General features: G+C 66.1%; 16 protein-coding genes and 1 riboswitch. Of the genes, 12 read left to right on the top strand and 4 right to left on the bottom strand.

What is annotated here, in order from left to right:
• Nucleotides 1-19 precede the first annotated feature (19 nt).
• On the bottom strand, nt 20-1,378 hold the full coding sequence (locus tag C8J44_RS13510) for a voltage-gated chloride channel family protein (protein WP_055998749.1): 1,359 nt from the start codon (nt 1,376-1,378) through the stop codon (nt 20-22).
• Nucleotides 1,379-1,401: 23 nt separating this feature from the next.
• A riboswitch (Fluoride riboswitch) is annotated at nt 1,402-1,478 on the bottom strand.
• A 164-nt stretch (nt 1,479-1,642) separates the two neighbouring features.
• Between C8J44_RS13510 and C8J44_RS13505 the strand changes: the two genes are divergently transcribed.
• From C8J44_RS13505 to C8J44_RS13490, 4 genes are read left to right on the top strand one after another with little or no spacing between them, the layout of a single operon-like run.
• A complete protein-coding gene (locus C8J44_RS13505; RefSeq protein WP_200909505.1) occupies nt 1,643-2,008 on the top strand; it encodes a DUF305 domain-containing protein in 366 nt (121 codons plus the stop codon).
• 1 nt (nt 2,009) lies between these two features.
• Entirely contained in the window at nt 2,010-3,449 is a 1,440-nt protein-coding gene (locus tag C8J44_RS13500; RefSeq protein WP_056399353.1) for a beta-propeller fold lactonase family protein, read from the top strand.
• A 1-nt stretch (nt 3,450) separates the two neighbouring features.
• Nucleotides 3,451-3,960 carry an RNA polymerase sigma factor gene (locus C8J44_RS13495; protein WP_055998753.1) on the top strand — a complete coding sequence of 170 codons (510 nt, stop codon included), beginning with the start codon at nt 3,451-3,453 and terminating at the stop codon, nt 3,958-3,960.
• Entirely contained in the window at nt 3,957-4,727 is a 771-nt protein-coding gene (locus C8J44_RS13490) for an anti-sigma factor (protein ID WP_055998755.1), read from the top strand. The genes C8J44_RS13495 and C8J44_RS13490 overlap by 4 nt, the downstream gene beginning before the upstream one ends.
• Nucleotides 4,728-4,778: 51 nt before the next feature.
• Here the strand turns inward: C8J44_RS13490 and C8J44_RS13485 are convergent, their stop codons facing one another.
• Nucleotides 4,779-5,291 (bottom strand): MgtC/SapB family protein, encoded by a 513-nt coding sequence (locus C8J44_RS13485; protein WP_055998757.1) that lies wholly within the window; start codon nt 5,289-5,291, stop codon nt 4,779-4,781.
• Nucleotides 5,288-6,346, bottom strand: coding sequence for a sulfite oxidase (locus C8J44_RS13480; RefSeq protein WP_259466864.1), 1,059 nt, complete (start codon nt 6,344-6,346; stop codon nt 5,288-5,290). The genes C8J44_RS13485 and C8J44_RS13480 overlap by 4 nt, the downstream gene beginning before the upstream one ends.
• Nucleotides 6,347-6,501: 155 nt before the next feature.
• Between C8J44_RS13480 and C8J44_RS13475 the strand changes: the two genes are divergently transcribed.
• The 5 genes from C8J44_RS13475 to C8J44_RS13455 all read left to right on the top strand — a co-directional run bounded on the left by C8J44_RS13475 (nt 6,502) and on the right by C8J44_RS13455 (nt 12,564).
• The gene (locus C8J44_RS13475) at nt 6,502-7,548 is read left to right on the top strand and encodes a LysR family transcriptional regulator (RefSeq protein WP_121904938.1); all 1,047 of its coding nucleotides are present in this window, start codon (nt 6,502-6,504) and stop codon (nt 7,546-7,548) included.
• A 653-nt stretch (nt 7,549-8,201) separates the two neighbouring features.
• A complete protein-coding gene (locus C8J44_RS13470; protein ID WP_121904937.1) occupies nt 8,202-9,059 on the top strand; it encodes a hypothetical protein in 858 nt (285 codons plus the stop codon).
• Between the two features lie 43 nt (nt 9,060-9,102).
• On the top strand, nt 9,103-10,017 hold the full coding sequence (locus C8J44_RS13465; protein ID WP_056053938.1) for a sulfite exporter TauE/SafE family protein: 915 nt from the start codon (nt 9,103-9,105) through the stop codon (nt 10,015-10,017).
• A 56-nt stretch (nt 10,018-10,073) separates the two neighbouring features.
• Entirely contained in the window at nt 10,074-10,793 is a 720-nt protein-coding gene (locus C8J44_RS13460; protein ID WP_056054789.1) for a TIGR02186 family protein, read from the top strand.
• 76 nt (nt 10,794-10,869) lie between these two features.
• Nucleotides 10,870-12,564, top strand: a complete 1,695-nt coding sequence (locus tag C8J44_RS13455) for an ATP-binding protein (RefSeq protein WP_121904936.1) — start codon at nt 10,870-10,872, stop codon at nt 12,562-12,564.
• A 523-nt stretch (nt 12,565-13,087) separates the two neighbouring features.
• On the opposite strand, the gene C8J44_RS13450 is transcribed toward C8J44_RS13455, so the two are convergent.
• A complete protein-coding gene (locus tag C8J44_RS13450; protein WP_259466863.1) occupies nt 13,088-14,593 on the bottom strand; it encodes a M23 family metallopeptidase in 1,506 nt (501 codons plus the stop codon).
• 198 nt (nt 14,594-14,791) lie between these two features.
• Here C8J44_RS13450 and C8J44_RS13445 point away from each other — a divergent pair, with 198 nt between their 5' ends.
• The 3 genes from C8J44_RS13445 to fdxA all read left to right on the top strand — a co-directional run bounded on the left by C8J44_RS13445 (nt 14,792) and on the right by fdxA (nt 18,180).
• Complete coding sequence (locus C8J44_RS13445) at nt 14,792-17,284, top strand: helicase-related protein (protein WP_121904934.1); 2,493 nt, start codon at nt 14,792-14,794, stop codon at nt 17,282-17,284.
• A complete protein-coding gene (locus tag C8J44_RS13440) occupies nt 17,277-17,585 on the top strand; it encodes an RNA-binding S4 domain-containing protein (protein WP_259466862.1) in 309 nt (102 codons plus the stop codon). The genes C8J44_RS13445 and C8J44_RS13440 overlap by 8 nt, the downstream gene beginning before the upstream one ends.
• Nucleotides 17,586-17,838: 253 nt before the next feature.
• Nucleotides 17,839-18,180 (top strand): ferredoxin FdxA, encoded by a 342-nt coding sequence (gene fdxA, locus C8J44_RS13435; RefSeq protein WP_031393648.1) that lies wholly within the window; start codon nt 17,839-17,841, stop codon nt 18,178-18,180.
• The last annotated feature ends 110 nt before the right edge of the window (nt 18,181-18,290 follow it).

Genomic DNA, 18,290 nt, shown 5'->3' with positions numbered 1-18,290 from the left:
CTTTCGATAGGAAGCAGGATCAGACGCGCGAGCGTCGGCGGGAAGCACCGTGCGTGCGGGCATCACGCAGGGTCGCATCGGGTGTGAGGTGCGCAGCAGGCACCTTGGGGACTGCGACGCGCTGCGACAGATAAATGCCGTTATGACCCGAGCAAAGGTAGGCGACGAAGCATGCGACCGCGATCGGCACAGCATAGGCCGCCCCGAACAACTCGATCCCCATGAACGTGCAGGCAAGCGGCGTGTTGGCAGCACCCGCGAACAGCGCAACGAAGCCGATCGCCGCGAAGACCCCCGTCGGGACTCCGAACATGGGCGCGAGTGCATTGCCGAGCGCCGCGCCGATGAAGAACAGCGGTGTCACCTCTCCGCCCTTGAAGCCAGTGCTCAGGGTGACGACGGTGAAGAGCAGCTTCAACGCCCCGCTCCATGGATGGGTGTCGGGACCAAAGAAGCTGGCGATGGTCAGGCCGTCCGGCGTCGCCGCCAGCGTGCCCAGACCGAGATAGTCCCGCGTGCCGAACAGCCCGACCAGTGCGATCACGGCCACGCCCCCGATGACGGGTCGTAGTGGGCCATAAGGCACCATGCGCTTCAGCCATCCGCCAAGCGCATGATTGGCCTCCGCAAAAGCTAGTCCGACCAACCCGAATACGACGCCCGCGACGCCAGCCTTGATGACAATTAGAGCGTCGACCGGCACTGTCGCATCGACAAGGTAGGCGCCGTGATGAATGCCCCAGGAAAGACAGGTCCAGTCACCCACCAGTGCCGCGACCAGGCATGGCACTAGCGCACGATACTCGACCCGGCCGATCGCCAGGACCTCCAGCGCGAAGACCGCGCCCGCGATCGGCGTCCCGAAGACCGCGCCGAAGCCCGCCGCGATTCCGGTCATCAGCAGGATGCGTGTCGCTTCCGCATCCAGCTTGAGTGCGCGGCCGAAGCCGCTGGAAAGGCTGCCGCCCAATTGCACGGCGGTGCCTTCACGCCCCGCCGATCCCCCGAACAGGTGCGTCACGACCGTGCCGAAGAAGATGAGCGGGGCCATGCGCAGCGGCACACCGCCCCCTGGTTCATGGATTTGCTCGACGATGAGGTTGTTACCGCCTTCGACCGAGCGCCCTGTCAGATGGTAGAGCAGTCCGACCATGAACCCGCCGATCGGCAGCAGGTAGAGCAGCCAGGGAAAGGCAAAGCGAAGCCGGGTCACGGCATCGAGGCTCCACAGGAAGGCTGCGCAGAGCGTTCCCACCGTTGCGGCCATCGGGATCAGGATCAAAGCCCACCGCAGCACCGACATGGCATGGGTGCGGCGATCGCGAATGAACGCTGCCATGTTGAACTGGTCGTAGAGATTGCGAAATGTCGCGCGCACGATTCCTCCTTGCTGCCTTGCGGCGCCTGGTAGGAATCATCGGCCCTTGCGAGGGCGGTTCGGCCGAATGGCCCGGCGGAAATCCATCGCCTTGCCTGAGCATATGCTGTCCGACGGCGACCTGGTCAACCAACGGCAGGGTCACGATGAGACCATTGTTTTGCTGAGGATCAATAATTGGCTCACCCATGGAATAAACCCCGACGGGCGTCGTCTACGCTTTCGAGACTGATGCGCCGGAGGCTTATGCGTAGACGAAATTGGATGCTGGGTCTGACCGCTTCGGTTCTGCTCACCGGCGCAGTCGCGGCCGCCCCCGCCGATGGATACGCCAGCATGATATCTGCCGCGATGGACCGGATGATGGCGGGCATGATGGTCAAGCCGTCCGGCGACGTCGACCGCGACTTCGTCGCGATGATGCTTCCGCATCACCAGGGCGCCATTGATATGGCGGTGGCAGAGCTGCGCTACGGCCATAACGAGCAGCTCAAGCGCATTGCGCAGGAGATCATCATCGATCAGCAGCAGGAGATCGCCGCCATGAAGTTGGCGATCGGTCAGCCGCTACCCCGTTCGACGCCAGCCCCGACGCAGGGCGGCGACCACCACAGCCATATGGAGCACTGACATGATCCGGACCTTCCTGCGCTCGGCCGCCTTGCTGATGAGCGCCGCACCGGGCATTGCCATGGCCCAGCAGGCGCCGTGGAACGCCAAGGACGTGCCTGTCAGCCACCGCGACCGCGTCTATGCATCCGAACAATTCTCCAACACGGTGTCGGTGACGGACCCGGCCGACAACAGGTTGCTCGGCGTCATCAAGCTCGGCGATCCGCAGCCGATGAATTTTTCCCCGCTCTACAAGGGGCAGGTGCTGGTTCACGGCCTCGGCTTCTCGCCGGACGGGAAAACACTGGCGGTCGTGTCGATCGGATCCAACGCCGTGTCGTGGATCGACACCGCCACCAACACCGTCAAGCACACGACGTATGTCGGGCGCAGTCCGCATGAGGCGTTCTTCACACCGGACGGCAAGGAGGTGTGGGTTACGGTACGCGGCGAGGATTACATCGCCGTGCTCGACCCCACGACGTACAAGGAGACGGGGCGCATCAAGACGCCCGGTGGTCCGGGCATGACGATCTTCTCTCCCGATGGCCGATACGGCTATGTCTGTTCCTCGTTCAATCCGGTGCTGGCCGTGTTCGATGTTGCAACCCACGCGCAGGTCGGACAGGTGGCGCAGCCGAGTCCGTTCTGTCCCAACATCGCCGCGACGCCGGACGGCAAGCAGGTGTGGTTCACGCTGAAGGACATCGGCAAGACGGTCGCATTCGATGCCAGGCCGCCTTTCGCGATCCTCAAGGTGCTGGATACCGGACCGATCACCAATCACGTCAACTTCGCCCGCACGGTCAGGGGACAGTTCGCCTATGTCACGGTGGGCGGGGAAAACGCGGTGAAGGTGTTCCGCACGTCCGACTTCGCGCTTGTCGCCACCATCCCGGTCGGCAAGATGCCGCACGGCGTCTGGCCATCGGGCGACGGCCGGCGCATCTATATCGGGCTGGAGAATGCCGATGAACTTGCCGCGATCGACACCGCCGGCAACAAGGTCGTTGCCACCGTGCCGGTCGGACAGGCACCGCAGGCGATCGCCTATGTCCCCAACGCTGTTCCGACAGGCCCCGGCACCGACAATCTTCAACCGCTCGGCACGGCCGGCAAGGCGTTGCATCTGAATATGGGGCCGGTTGGCGGCAGCCGCGCGGCAAGCAGCATTACCCTCTTCGACCAGGGTATCATTCAGGTGGTGCAGAGTGCCGTTACCGGTTTACAGCCCAAAAAGCCTTACATGCTCGTGCTGACCGCCAATGCGGACGGCAGCGGTGCGGTAGAGCCGCTTGCGAACTTCATGAGCAACCCGGCAGGTGCGGCGATCGTCAATGCGTCGGGACCGATCCGGCAGATCGTTCAAGGCAGCACCGCGGCACCCCGGCGTTTTCTGGCGGTAGCTGAGGTGGTAAATGGTGCGCCGGGCCGCATCGTGCAGGTGCAGCGCGACTGAAATGGACCCGCTTGCCGCCGCGATCGAATCACTGATCCCTGGTCTGCGTCGCTATGCCCGGTCGTGGTTGCGCGATCAGGCGATGGCGGATGACGTGGTGCAGGATTGCCTTGAGCGCGCGGTCGGGCGCTGGCGGCAGCGGCGTGGCACGGAGGTTCGCCCCTGGCTTTATGCGATCCTGCACAACCTGTTGATCGATCAAAGGCGGCAGCATATCCGGCGAGGTACGGCGGTTCCGCTCCACCTCGTAGACGACGCTGCGCTCGGCCGCCCGGCCGATCAGGACACGGGTCTGCACCACCGCGACCTGTTGCGCGCCCTTGATGCGTTGCCCGAGGAGCAGCGGACGGTGCTGCTGCTCATCTCGGTCGAAGGTCTGTCATATGGGGAAGTCGCTGCCGTCGTCGGAGTGCCGCTGGGAACGGTGATGTCGCGAATATCGCGGGGGCGCGACCGTCTGGCGACACTCATCCGAGAGGGTGAACGGCCGCGATTGAGGAGTGTGCGATGACCAGCCCGATCGGAGAAGACGATCTGGCCGCGTGGATCGATGGAAGGCTGTCGCCCGAGCGGCAGCGTCTGGTCGACGCCTACCTTGAAGGCCAGCCGGACATGCATGCCCGTTTGCGGGAGCAGGCGGAGCAGGCGCGAGCCCTTGCATCCCTGTTCGCCCCGATCGCGGATGAACCTATCCCGGCGACGATGCGCGTTGCAGCCATCAGGGGACGGCAACGCCAACCGCGTTGGCAACTCGCCATCGCCGCGTCGCTTCTGTTGACGGTCGGGTTTGGCGGGGGCTGGTCGAGCGCGCGTTGGAGTGGCGAACCCCGCGCGGGTATCGCGGCGCTGGCCAACGAGGCGAGTGACAATTTCCGTGTCTATGCCGCCGACCGGATACGACCAGCGGAGATCGGCCCCGACCAGCGCGCCATGCTGATCCGATGGACCTCCGCTCGATTGGGTGAGCGCGTGACCATCCCGGACCTCAGCACAGCGGGTTACCGCTATGGCGGGGGGCGATTGGTCGCGACGCCCCACGGCCCTGCGGCGCTGCTCCTTTATGATGGACCGCAAGCGTCGAAGCTCGCGGTGCTGACGAGGCCCATGCAAATCGACAAGAGCGCAAGCATGACCAGCACGTCCAGCGGGACCATGGGCCGGGTCACATGGGCGGTCGACGGGATCGGCTATAGTGTGGTGGGGGAGCGCCCCGCTGCCGAGCTGCATCCGATCGCCAACGAGGTCCGGCGCCAGGCCGATGCGGCGCTTGTGTCCTGATAGCGCCTGGCCGGTTCTCAGCGCCGACAGGCACTGGGCGGACCAGCGGGATCACGGCTTGCGCTCGGCATCCTTCCGGTCGGCCTCTGCCGGAGTCAGCCTGGCCCGCTCGCGAATGCGACGTTCGAGCGGAGCGCCGACGAACAGTACGAGCATCGCAAGGCTCAACCCGCCGATGATGAGCGGCCACACCGCCAACCCTGCTGCCGCGCCGATCGTGGCTGTCACCCAGATGCACGCGGCGGTCGCCAGCCCATGCACTTCCTGACCCTGGCCGACCCGCAGCACAGCGCCGGCACCGATGAAGCCGACGCCGGACAGAATGCCCTGCATCGCCCGTCCTGCGGCATCGGCGTTCACATTCGGCAAGCCACTGTGCACGATCGCCTGCACGGCGATGCAGCTCGCCAGGCCGACCAGACCCAGCGTCCGCAAGCCCATGATCTGCCGGTTCTCGCGCGAGCGTTCCCAGCCGAGCACCATCCCGGCCGCGGTCGCAATCACCAGCCGGCCGATCGCATCGATCCAGAAGCCGATGTCCGATGCCGCTAACGCTTCGATCATTCGACCAGCACGTGGACGTGATGCCAGGCGGTGCACAGATAGCCGGCGAAGTTCCACATCGTGTCCGGCCGTTCGGGCTGTCCCTGTCCAGCCCCGTCAAAGGCGCGCACGACAAGGTGCTGGCGACCTTTGGCGAGCGTGGCGTCAAGGGTCCAGCGCCGCCAACCCCAGTGCGTCTCCGGATCATCGGCGAACGTCGCCTGTTGCCAGTCGCGACCACCGGTCACCGACACTTCGACCCGAGAGACGCGGCGATCATAGGCGATGGCATAGCCCTCGATCCGCACCTCCCCGGCCGGCAGGGCTTCGCCAGAGCCGGGCGCGCAGATCGCGGCGTTGAGCGGCATGGCATTGATGGTCAGACCCTGGCTCCAGTCGGCGGTGTCGCTCGTCACATCGGCAGGAAAGAGCTTGTAGTCGTGCGCCTGGATCGGTGCGTCGGATGGCGTGTCACGCACCTCGATCCGTGTCAGCCATTTGGCGCTCCGCACCCCGGCATAGCCCGGCACCACCATGCGGAGCGGTGCGCCGTGTTCGGGCGTCAGCGGCTCGCCGTTCATCGCCCAGGCAATGAGGACGTCGGGTTGCCGCGCCTTGTCCATGGCGATCGAGACCCCGAACGATGCTTCCTCGCCTTCGACGTCCACCTCGTCCGCGCCGGTGAACGCCACAAACAGGTCGGACGCATCCGGCGCACCGACGGCATCCAGTACGTCGGACAGTCGTACGCCGGTCCACTCCGCATTGCCGATCGCGCCCACGTCCCACGGGTCGCCGGACGTTTTTGCGACCTGCTGAAGATCCGTGCGCCGGTTGCCGGCGCACTGGAGAACTGCCGTCACCGTCCGCGTGGCCAACGCGCTCTTCAATTCCTCCACCGAGAAGGAGCGTCTTTCCATGCTCATCCCGCTGACCTCGATCCGGTGATCGGCAGGCAGATCAGGCACCGCACCATGGCTGCGCACGTAGAACAGCGCCTGCGGCGTCAGGAACCGCTCGATCAGCGCGCCGGGCGTCGGCTCGGCGTTGTAGGGCTCGGATTTGCGCTCGATCATATCAGTCATGGACGAACCAACGCCGCAAGCGCGCGGATCGCTTCAAGTCTTCAAGACTATCGCAGACGAAGGATTACCGATCGTTCCGATATCCAGATTGAAATAAACAGATCAAACGGTTGGTCGTATCGATAAGATTGCGCGATATAAGCTGCATGACCCTGGAGCAGCTCAGAATATTCGTCGGTGTCGCCGAGCGCGAACACGTCACCAAGGCAGCGGAGGTGCTGAACGTGACGCAGTCCGCTGCCTCCGGCGCGGTCGCGGCCCTCGAAGCGCGCTACGGGGTTCCTCTGTTTCACCGTGTCGGGCGTGGCATCCAGCTTACCGAAGCAGGCCGCGGCTTTCTGGAGGAAGCGCGCGCGGTGCTGGGGCGGGCAGCGCATGCCGAGACGATGCTGGCGGACTATGCCGGGCTTGCCCGTGGTTCGTTGCGGATCTTCAACATCGCCCTCTTCGCGCTGTTTACCGGACTCTATGGCGCGCGCTGGGCGATGTTCGGGCACGAGGCGCGGCGCATCTTCGGGCACAACACCGTATCGATGTTCATCGGGACCATCCCTATGGGCCTCGCAACGATCATCAACGGCTGTCTAGCCTTCGGCATCGTGCGGTTCGGGGACGGCATTGTTGGCGTCGCGCAGGTCCTATGGTGGATCGACGTCGCCATGTCGCTCGCCTGCGGCGTGCTGATCCCGTACCTGATGTTCACCCGCCACGAGCACAGCCTGGACGGCATGACCGCGGTATGGCTGCTGCCGGTCGTCGCAGCGGAAGTGGCGGGTGCCAGCGGCGGGCTGCTCGCGCCGCATCTGACCGATCCCCACGCGCAGATCGTGACGCTCGCGACCTCGTATGTGCTGTGGGCCTATTCGGTGCCGGTCGCGTTTGGCATCCTCGCCATTCTGATCCTACGCATGGCGCTTCATAAGCTCCCGCACGAGAGCATGGCGGCATCCTCCTGGCTCGCGCTGGGGCCGATCGGCACCGGGGCGCTGGGTATGCTGGTGCTTGGTGCGGATGCGCCGGCGATCCTCGCGGCGCACGGGCTGGTCGGTGTCGGTACCGTCGCGCAAGGGATCGGCGTCGTCGCCGGGCTCTGCCTGTGGGGTTTCGGCCTGTGGTGGCTGGCGCTCGCGACGCTCATCACCATCCGCTACTGGCGCGCCGGCGTGCCGTTCAACCTGGGCTGGTGGGGCTAGCCGCACTCACTGCGCCTGGAGAAGAGCAGGTAAGCGTAGCGAGATCAGCTCGCGCAAACGGTACAGGACGGAAAAATGCTCCTTTTCGTTCCGCAAGTACGCCGAAAACAGAGCGGCCAGTTGGCGTGATCGGCGAAGTTTGGGAGGATAACGCCTCGCGTCCAAAGGCGGTCAAAACTGCCACTAGCAGGTCAACGGCTTCCTCCCGCCGCTCGGTTGCCTGTAAAGCTTGTCTAGAATGCATCGCCGCCTCCGTTGTAATTTGGAGGCGATGCCCGGCCAAAGCCGGGCGTTCGTAACCCTGCACGTCGCACAAGGCGCCGCCGCTTTTAGGCAGAACCCTGGACATGTGCGTCGGCCACCCGGCCGAGAAACTCGACCAGATCGACGAAACAGTGGGTTACGACGCCCCACGAACGGGATTTACCGTATCGCTCAGGCCAATTCGCAGAATGTTATTCCGACGGCAACGCCAGACTGTGCAGGTTCAAAGTTATATGCGTCGATGTCGCGAAAAACGGGGTGACACCGGCCCAGAATTATTGCGACTCAAGATAACTGGTTGCGCGGGATAATACGAGCTTGGCCTGCGCCTCGCCGAACTCGGCGCACGCGGCATTTTCGCGCGGGTTGCGACCGACGAGGCGGGCGGCGTGGTCGCGGTCCGTGCGTATTTCCCGGGGACGATCAGCCGCATCGCCGCGCCGAATAACGCACCGATCTTCACGACGAGCTTGCCCGTCCTCGCCCGTGCGCGGACATCCGACATTCCCGAACGGACCGATCTCCGGTTTCTGGCGCCTCCGCCCCCGCCTCCCCCTAAGTGGAAGCGGCAAATCGTCCCGCTACCGTCCCCGTTCGCACCGCCAGCGCGCGTGCGCGACGCAAAGCGATTGAACGGCAGCGCGTGGCTGCTCGTACGCGGTGGCCCCGCAGGCACGGTGTCGGGCGGTCAGCTCGGCGCCTCGCAAGGCGGGGTGCGGTTGACCTACGCGCTGGGAGGACGCCGCCAGTTCGCGCTGGCCGCGCGTCTTGCGGCGCCATTGCGGGGCAAAGGCCGCGAAGCCGCGCTCGGCGTCGAATGGCAACCCACCACGCTGCCTATCCGCCTGATCGCCGAGCAGCGGTTCGTGCTCGACGGCGGTCGCGGCGGCCCGACCCTGGGGATCATTGCCGGCTACGGTCCCGCCGATATCGCGCCCGGCGTCCGCATCGAGGCTTACGGCCAAGCCGGCGTCATAGCTCGCGACGGCGTCGAAAAGTTCGTCGACGCGTCAGCGCGGATCACGCATCCACTCGGCCATGTCGCGGGTGCGCGCATCGATATCGGGGTCGGGATCTGGGGCAGCGCGCAACGCGGCACCGAACGCCTCGATATCGGCCCGTCACTGGTCGTCGGCGTGCCGATCGCGGGCAAATCCTTGCGTCTCACACTCGACTGGCGCGAAAGGGTGGCCGGCGCCGCGCGTCCCGGTTCCGGCCCTGCCCTGTCGATCGGCAGCGACTTTTAAGACAGCCTAGCCGCGCCGCCGGGTTCCGGTGTAACGCGTGTGCGTGGACCTGTATCTCCCCGTCGCCAACCTGTCGGTCAACGCGCTCGTGATCATCCTGCTCGGCGGGGGAGTCGGGCTGCTGTCGGGCATGTTCGGGATCGGCGGCGGTTTCCTGACCACCCCGCTGCTGATCGTCTACGGCATCCCGCCGACCGTCGCTGCGGCCTCGTCCGCCAGCCAGGTCACCGGCGCCAGCGTCTCGGGCGTGTTCGCGCATTTCCGCCGCAAGGGCGTCGATACCAAGATGGGCGGCGTCCTCGTCGCGGGCGGTATCCTCGGCTCGTTCTTCGGCGCGTGGCTGTTCCGCCTGCTCCAGCAGAGCGGCCAGATCGATACGGTGATCGCGATCGTCTACGTCGTCATGCTCGGCTCGATCGGTGGCCTCATGGCGAAGGAATCGATTGGCACGATCGGTCGCGCGCGGACCGGCCGCCCGCCGAAAGCCCGAAAGCGGCGTCATCACCCGCTGGTCGCCGCACTGCCGCTGCGCACGCGCTTTTATGCGTCCGGCCTCTATATCTCGCCGCTCGCACCGCTGCTGCTCGGCTTCTGCACCGGCATCCTGACGATCCTGCTCGGGATCGGCGGCGGCTTCATCCTGATCCCGGCGATGATCTACCTGCTTGGCATGGCCACATCGGTAGTGGTCGGCACGTCCTTGTTCCAGACGCTGTTCGTGACCGCGGTCGCGACGATGGTCCACGCGACCACCACCAAGGCGGTCGACATCGTGCTCGCCGGGCTGTTGCTGCTGGGCTCGGTCGTCGGTGCGCAGATCGGCGCGCGGTTCGCCACCAAGTTCAAACCGGAATATCTCCGCCTCGCGCTCGCGGTGATGGTGCTGCTGGTCGGCGCCCGCATCCTGCTCGGCCTGGTCTGGCGGCCCGAGGAGATCTTCTCGGTCACGCTTTCGTGAGGGTTGGGACCCGAGCGCTGAAGCCCGCCTGGCTCGTCCTGCTCGCGCCGCTGATGATGGCGCAGGCCAAGCCCGTGCTCGTCCCCGACGTGTCGCAGCGCAATATCGAGATTGCCTACAGCTTCACCGGCGCCGAGCTGCTGTTGTTCGGCGCGATCCTGTATCCCGGCGGCCGCCTGCCGAGCGGCGAGCATCCGACCGATATCGTCGTCGTCGTGAAGGGCCCGACCCAGTCGATCCTGATGCGCGAAAAGGAGAAGGTCGCGGGCATCTGGGTCAACGCGTCGCGGCTGCGCTATCGCTCCGCCCCGAGCTTCTACGCGATCGCCTCGTCCAAGCCGATCGGGCGACTGGTCGACGATCGCACGCGGGCGATCTACGAACTCGGGCTCGACAGCCTGCAACTGTCCCCCGCCTCCAGTGCACCGACCGATACACAGGACCGGTTTCAGAAGGGCCTGGTCGACCTGAAGCGCCGTGCCGGCCTGTATTACGAGGCGCCGCGCGCGGTCGAGATCACCGACGACGTGCTGTACCGCGCGCGCGTCACGATCCCCGCCCGCGTGCCCGTCGGCCGTTTCACCGCGGAGACGTTCCTGATCCGCGACGGCCGCGTGCTGGCGGCGGCGGTGCGCGATATCGACATCCGCAAATCCGGGTTCGAACGATTCGTCGCGCGCGCCGCGGAGCGTTCGTCGGTCGTCTACGGACTGGTCGCGGTCGCGCTGTCGGTGTTCCTGGGCTGGGCCGCAGGCTGGATCGCGCGCAAACTGTAAGGAATTTCTCCATCCTCACCGGATATTTACGCCTTTGACGACATAGCGTCGGTCCGATGAGCGGGGTCCACGAACAATGACGGAAATGCCGGGCTCGAACGCGTTTCACGATGCCTCACCTTTGGCCGGGCCTTTTGCCGGTACGCAGCTGAACGACCTGTTGGCCGGCGTGCAGGCGACCACCCCGATCGGCGTGGTCTACGCGATCGCCGGATCGAGTAGCCGGGTACTCCTGGATCGCGCATCGATCGTCGCGTTGTCCAACGACTCCGATCCCGTCGTCGCCGCCGCGGGCCAGGTCGGCAGCCAGATCAAGATGCGGATCGGGACGTCGTGGCTGGTCGCCAACATCCGTTCGCTCAAGCTGGAGGATAGCGCCGGCACCTGCATCGCCGCGGAGATCGACTATCTCGGCGAGGGCGACGAGGAACGCCTGACCGGCAAGCTCTACACCTTCCGTCGCGGCGTCACCCGCTATCCGATGCCGGGGTGCGAGGTGTTTCCGGTCACCAGTGCCGACCTCAAGCAGATCTACGCCGCCGGCGACCGCGCCAATATCGAGGTCGGCATGGTCTATCCGACCAAGGACATCCGTGCCGCGCTGTACGTCGATGCGATGCTCGGCAAGCATTTCGCGCTCGTCGGCTCGACCGGCACCGGCAAGTCGACCGGCGCCGCGCTGATCCTGCACCGGATCTGCGAACTGGCGCCACAAGGCCACGTCGTGATGATCGATCCGCACGGCGAATATGCCGCGGCGTTCAAGACCAACGGCGCGATCTACGACGTCACGAACCTGCAGATGCCGTATTGGCTGATGAACTTCGAGGAGCATTGCGAGGTCTTCCTGACCAGCAGCGGCTCCGCACGGCAGTTCGACGCCGACATCCTCGCCAAATGCCTGCTGATGGCGAAGGCGAAAAGCCGGCTCGGCCAGGAAATCGCCAAGCTGACGGTCGATGCGCCGATCCCGTATCTGCTCAGCGACCTGACCAACATCATCAGCCTGGAAATGGGCAAGATGGACCGTGCCGGCGACACTGCCCCCTATCTCCGCCTCAAGACCAAGATCGACGAGATCAAGGCCGATCCGCGCTATGGCTTCATGTTCTCGGGGATGCTGGTCGCCGATACGATGGCTGCGTTCCTCGGGCGTATCTTCCGACTGCCGGGCGACGGCAAGCCGATCTCGATCATCGACGTCTCGGGGGTGCCGTCCGACATCACCGCGGTGGTGGTCGCGGTGCTGGCGCGGATGACGTTCGATTTCGCGATCTGGTCGCGCAACGAACCACAGCGCCCGGTCCTGCTGGTGTGCGAGGAGGCGCATCGCTACATCCCCGCCGGCCAGGACACCGACACCGCGGTCGGCCGGATTCTCGGCCGGATCGCCAAAGAAGGCCGCAAATACGGCGTGTCGCTCGGCCTCATCACGCAGCGCCCGTCCGATCTCGCGGAGGGGGTGTTGTCGCAGTGCGGCACGATCATCGCCATGCGTCTCAACAACGACCGCGATCAGGCGTTCGTCCGCGCCGCGATGCCCGAAGGCGCGCGCGGGTTCCTCGATTCGATCCCCGCGCTGCGCAACCGCGAATGTATCATCTGCGGCGAAGGCGTGACGATCCCGATCCGCGTCTCGTTCGACGATCTCGAGGACGCCAAGCGCCCCGCCTCGGGCGACCCGCTGTTCTCCGAACTGTGGCGCGACGTCGGCGGCGAGGAGCAGATCATCGCCCGCACGATCCAGCGCTGGCGTGCGCAGGGGAAATAGCGACGTCTCGTTAGGGACGTATGGCGTTGAAAACCGGACAGGGCGGCTTCGGGTATGAAGGTCGAACACGACCGATTAATTCGCGTGGGATGCAGAACTTGTGCGTTTTGCATTGCTAACGGCTGGACCGACTGGTTTGCAGAAGGTTCGCTTCAACTCGGAGACGAACGTCCTTTACGAGAACGTCGTTCTCCAATGAAGGACGCAATCAATAGCAAAGCACCGCCTGCGGCGCCCAAGCTCCAAATCACCCAATGCATCCTGTCCGAATGCCAAAAAAGAGGCATTACCGCGAGAGGCACGATCAACGGAGCCAACCGGCGCATCCACGTCCAACGCGGCGCTGTCGCTTGCAACATGGTTCCAGCGTTCCTCACTGCAAAACCCCTAACAAAGCGCCATGCCGGGATCGTCTCACGAGGCATGAAAGGCTGCAAGTGGGACATTTGCCGACCGCACTGCTTTTGCCGCGGCGCTGATGCAAAACTTGTGACTTTCGCATCAAGTGCATCATGAACGTACGCTACCCGCCGACCCGCACCGCCAACAACCGAGCCACCTTGGCGCTGAACGCACGCAACTTGCCACCGGACAGTTGCGCGACGCTGGCGAACGAGACCGTGCGCGGGTTGATCGCCGCGCCGTTTTTCCACACTTCCCAGTGCAGATGCGGGCCGGTCGACATGCCCGTCGAGCCGACATAGCCGATCACCCGGCCCGCGCGGACGCGCGTCCCCGACGTCACCGCGATCCGACTCATGTGACCATAGCCGCTCGCCATCCCGCCGCCGTGGACCAGCTTGACGAAATTGCCGTAGCCGCCGGTGCGCCCTGCGAACGTGACGATGCCGTCGGTCATCGCGTGGATCGGCGAACCGTAGGGCGCGCCGATATCAAGGCCCTTGTGCATCCGCGTGAATCCCAGCAGCGGGTGCACGCGCAGACCGAAATTCGAGGTGATGCGCCCGATGACCGGCATGGCAGACACGGCGCGTCGCTCGGTCTGTCCGGCTGCGTCGAACCAGCCGCCGCGGCTGCTTTCGTCGTCGAGGTCGCCATTGCCCGCATCGGGGGCGAAGCGGACGAGCTGCACTTTATGGCGCCCCTGGTCGATCCCGGCGAACAGGAGGTCGCCGACCCGGGTCTCGCCGGTCGCAGCGCGCTGTCGCTCGACGATCAGGTCGAAACGGTCGGCGGCGGTGACGTCGCGACCGATCGACAATCGCGTCGAGATCGCCTTGATATACGACTCGACGGCCTTGGCCGGGACGCCGGCCGCGCGCGCGGAGCGGTACAGGCTTGAGCCGACCAGCCCCTGGATCCGCAACGGGGTGGAGTCGATCGCGATCGGTTTGCGGTCCACGGTCAGCCCGCCCGCACCGCGCACGAGCGACAGCGCCAGATCGAACCGCGCGCGGAAATCGAGCTTTTCCAGCGGCCGCGCGACGGTCCGGTCCGGCCGCCGTCCGAGCGTCAGTGCGATCCGCGTGCCCGCCGGGATCGCCTTCGGATCGACGGATTGCGCGACTAGCGCCGCGGCGGCCTCGGCATCGTTGCGACCGACGCCCGCGCGGATCAGCGCCCGGTCGAAGCTGTCCCCGTCGCCGAGTGTCGCGGAGAGGTCGATGCTGGGGCGCTCGGGCACGTCGGCGAGCGGCGCGACGAGATCGTTCGCCGCCATCCGCCGCCCGGTCGTCGCGCCCTGCGCCAAGGACGCGATGCCCTGAGCGCGCGTCTCCTCCCACTCCGCACCGGCGAGCGGCGACGGCACGGCACCGACGAGCGGCTTGAACCCCGGCGACAGCATCCAGGTCGCGACACACAGCGCGGTGCAGGTCGCGAACCCGCGCCACCAGTCGACACTGCCGACTCGCGCACCCAGATCGGGCACCCAGTCGATCCGCGTCGCGCGGTCGCGCAACAACGCCCGCGTTGTCGGCTGGGGCAGAGGCGACGCGAGGGCGCGACCGAACACCTGGCCCGGTGCCGTGCCCGCCAATTCGAAGCCCTGATCGTTACGAAGATACACGCAGGCCCGCCCCGATGGTGCCGGTCCCCCCGGCGTCAGGCGGTCGTTGTGGTCGCAACCTGCTAAAGTCAAATTAACCGGTGTGTGCGCATCGCCAGGATCGCGGCGAGATGTGCGGTCTTGGCGCCGGATCGTTAATACCGAGGAAACTCTGCGCAGGTCATTGCGCACGCAGACTTTACCCCCGATGTTGCTGCAATGAACGACGGCGCGAACGACGGGATCACGGCGGTTCTCGGCCCGACCAACACCGGCAAGACGCACCTCGCGATCGAGCGGATGTGCGCGCATTCCAGCGGCATGATCGGCTTTCCTCTGCGCTTGCTCGCCCGCGAGGTTTATGACCGCGTGGTGGCGATCAAGGGCGCGAACCGCGTTGCGCTGGTGACGGGCGAAGAGAAGATCGTGCCGCCCGACGCACGCTGGTTCCTGTGCACCGCCGAGTCGATGCCCGATCGCGACGTCGCGTTCGTCGGGCTGGACGAGGCGCAACTGGGCGCTGATCCCGAGCGCGGCCATGTCTTTACCGATCGCCTGATGCGCGCGCGGGGGCGCGAGGAGACGATGATCCTCGGCTCCGAAGCGCTGCGGCCGATGATCAAGAAGCTCGTTCCCGGCGCTGAGATCGTCAATCGGCCGCGCTTTTCGACGCTGACCTATGCGGGCGCGAAAAAGATCAGCCGGTTGCCCAAGCGTTCGGCGATCGTCGCGTTCTCTGCGGAGGAGGTGTACGCGGTTGCCGAGATGCTGCGGCGTCTGCGCGGTGGCGCAGCCGTCGTGATGGGTGCGCTCAGCCCTCGGACTCGCAACGCGCAGGTCGCAATGTTCCAGGCGGGCGAGGTCGATTATCTGGTCGCGACCGACGCGATCGGGATGGGGCTCAACATGGACGTCGCGCATGTCGCGTTCGCCAGCCTCAACAAATTCGACGGCAAGCGCCAGCGGCGCCTGACGGTGGCGGAGATGGCGCAGATCGCGGGGCGTGCGGGGCGACACCAGCGCGACGGCACGTTCGGCGCGCTGTCCGACGATGGGCCGGGCGCGTTCCTCCCCGAGGAAGTGCTGGCGATCGAGGAGCACCGGTTTCCGCGACTCGAGAACCTCTATTGGCGGCAGGGCGAGCCCGATTTCTCCAGCATCGATGCGCTGGTCGCGAGCCTGGAAGCGCGTCCGCCCGCCGGCGTTTTGCGCGCCGCGCCGCAAGCCCTCGATCTGGGGGTTTTGAAGCGGCTTGCGGAGGAGGGCTGGGTCCGCGAACGCGCACGGCACCCGGCGATGGTCGCGCGATTATGGGCAGCATGCGGCGTTCCGGATTTCCGCAAAGTCGGCCTCGATCCGCATGCGCGTTTCGTATCGCGGCTGTTCGGGCATCTGAGCGAAGGCCGCGGGCATATCCCGCACCAGTGGTTCGCCGACGAGATCGCGCGGCTCGATACGGTGGCGGGCGACGTGCCGGTGATCGCCGGGCGTATCGCGGCGACGCGGATCTGGGCGTATATCGCGCAGCGCGCCGACTGGCTGGCCGAGCCGACGCTCTGGGCAGCGCGTACCGCCGCGCTCGAAGAACGCCTGTCGGATGCGCTCCACGCCAGCCTGACGCAACGGTTCGTCGACAAGCGCACGACCGCGCTGATGCGCCAGATCGGCGCGGATGCGGGCGCCCTGCCGGTGGTGATCGGGCCCGAGGGCGAGGTGATGGTCGAGGATCATCCGATCGGTCGGCTCGACGGGTTTCGCTTCACCGTCGCGGCGGATGCACGCGCCAGCGACAAGCGGTTGCTGCTGGCGGCGGCGGAAAAGCGGCTTACCGGCGAGCGGTCGCGGCGCGGGCAGTCGCTGGTCGATGCGCCGGACGCCGATATCGCGCTCGACGATGTGGCGCAGGTGATCTGGGCGGGACATCCGGTCGCCAAGCTTGGTGCTGGGCCTTCGTTCGCGCGGCCGAAGCTGATCCTCGATCGGTCGCTCGATTGCCTCGACAAGTCGGCGCGGGAGCGGATCGAGGCGCGGCTGGCGCTGTGGCTCGCGGGGATGCTGAAGCGGCGGATCGCGGTGCTGGTCCACCTCGCCGAATTGAGCCGGGATCCGAACGCCACGCCGGCGTTGCGCGCGGTCGCGAGTGCGATCGAAGAGGCCGGCGGGATCTTGCCGCGGTTGCCGATGCGGCTGGCGCTCGACGCAATCGATCCCGAGGAGCGCAAGCGGTTGCGCAAGATCGGGATTACGGTTGGCGCGCTCGACCTGTTCGACGCGCGGTTGCTCAAGCCCGAATCGGCGCGCTGGCGGCGTATCCTCGCGGCGGCTCGCGGTGTGACGATCACCGCCCCGCGCGATGGCGCGACGGTACTGGCGCGTGGCAGCGAGGGGGCTGTTCTGGAGGCGGGGTTCCGCCCGCTCGGACTCCAGGCGGTCCGGATCGACCTGATCGAGCGCATTGCGCGGGTGGCGCACGACTCGCGGCAGGGCCGCACGCCATTCGCACCCGATCCGGCGCTGGCCACCTCGATCGGCGTCGATGCGGCGTCGCTGGAGCGGTTGATGGCCGAACTCGGGTTCAAGGCGTTGGCGGGGGACACGCCGCGCTGGGTCTGGCGTGGGCGGCCCCCGGCGCGGGCTGTGGCTCCGACGCCGATCGATCCTTCGCGGCAGAACGCGTTTGCCGGGCTTGCCGCACTGGTCCGCCATGGTTGAAGGCGCGATGCGGATCGATCGGTTCCTGTGGTTCGTGCGGCTCGCGAAAACGCGCAGCGCCGCGCAGGCGATCGCCGAGAAGGGGCATCTGCGCATCGACGGCCGGCCGATCGATCGCGCGCATTGCCCGGTGCGGATCGGGAATGTGCTGACGTTTGCGATGGAGGACCGGGTTCGGGTGATCCGGGTCGAGGCGCTGCCGGCGCGACGGGGGCCGGCGCCCGAGGCGCAAGGATGCTATCAGGATCTGATTGCGGGGAAGACGCCGGCCGGTACCGTCCGCGACCCGGCTTCCGAGTGACCGACGAGGCTCGACATAAGCGACCGCCGTCATCCTGACGAAAGTCAGGACCCAGAGCCACGAGACGCTGCCCTTGGTATCCTGGGTCCTGACTTTCGTCAGGATGACGGAGGGGTGTTGAACAGTGTGGGATCGGAACGACAAAGCGTGATAACGTCTCGCAGAAGGCTTGCTATGATTGACGCGACCGACCTGCGCGCATAGTCGCTGGCGCGTTCGTCGCCGGAAAGGAATCCGGCCCAGGAGTTCTGCAATGACCTACGTCGTCACCGATGCCTGCATCCGCTGCAAGTACATGGACTGCGTGGAAGTGTGCCCGGTCGACTGCTTCTACGAAGGCGAGAACATGCTGGTGATCAATCCCAGCGAGTGCATCGACTGCGGCGTGTGCGAGCCCGAATGCCCCGCCGAGGCGATCCTGCCCGACACGGAAAGCGGGCTGGAGCAGTGGCTCGAGTTGAACACGACGTTCTCGGCGCAATGGCCCAACGTCACGCGCAACGACAACCAGACGCCGCCGGATGCCGACGCGATGAAGGGCGTCGAGGGCAAGTTCGACAAGTATTTCTCGCCCGAGCCCGGCGCAGGCGACTGATAAGAGGCGGCGAATCCCGAAAAGGGCAAGCCGCCTGCCACGTTCGGCTGGTAATTTTGTTGCAAAGCTGCTAGAAGAGTCCGCGACGGGCGCGATGATTCACGTCATCC

The sequence above is a fragment of the Sphingomonas sp. PP-CE-3A-406 genome, assembly GCF_003688625.1.
In the GTDB taxonomy this organism is placed as follows: Bacteria; Pseudomonadota; Alphaproteobacteria; order Sphingomonadales; family Sphingomonadaceae; genus Sphingomonas.
The sequence above is the reverse complement of the archived record's forward strand: the minus strand, read 5'-3'. Positions and strand labels throughout refer to the sequence as shown.

Coding starts and splice junctions, on each gene's coding strand:
- C8J44_RS13505 (WP_200909505.1), top strand. CDS start 1,643: ATGCTGGGTCTGACCGCTTCGGTTCTGCTCACCGGCGCAGTCGCGGCC.
- C8J44_RS13500 (WP_056399353.1), top strand. CDS start 2,010: ATGATCCGGACCTTCCTGCGCTCGGCCGCCTTGCTGATGAGCGCCGCA.
- C8J44_RS13495 (WP_055998753.1), top strand. CDS start 3,451: ATGGACCCGCTTGCCGCCGCGATCGAATCACTGATCCCTGGTCTGCGT.
- C8J44_RS13490 (WP_055998755.1), top strand. CDS start 3,957: ATGACCAGCCCGATCGGAGAAGACGATCTGGCCGCGTGGATCGATGGA.
- C8J44_RS13485 (WP_055998757.1), bottom strand. CDS start 5,291: ATGATCGAAGCGTTAGCGGCATCGGACATCGGCTTCTGGATCGATGCG.
- C8J44_RS13480 (WP_259466864.1), bottom strand. CDS start 6,346: ATGATCGAGCGCAAATCCGAGCCCTACAACGCCGAGCCGACGCCCGGC.
- C8J44_RS13475 (WP_121904938.1), top strand. CDS start 6,502: ATGACCCTGGAGCAGCTCAGAATATTCGTCGGTGTCGCCGAGCGCGAA.
- C8J44_RS13460 (WP_056054789.1), top strand. CDS start 10,074: ATGGCGCAGGCCAAGCCCGTGCTCGTCCCCGACGTGTCGCAGCGCAAT.
- C8J44_RS13455 (WP_121904936.1), top strand. CDS start 10,870: ATGACGGAAATGCCGGGCTCGAACGCGTTTCACGATGCCTCACCTTTG.
- C8J44_RS13445 (WP_121904934.1), top strand. CDS start 14,792: ATGAACGACGGCGCGAACGACGGGATCACGGCGGTTCTCGGCCCGACC.
- C8J44_RS13440 (WP_259466862.1), top strand. CDS start 17,277: ATGGTTGAAGGCGCGATGCGGATCGATCGGTTCCTGTGGTTCGTGCGG.
- fdxA (WP_031393648.1), top strand. CDS start 17,839: ATGACCTACGTCGTCACCGATGCCTGCATCCGCTGCAAGTACATGGAC.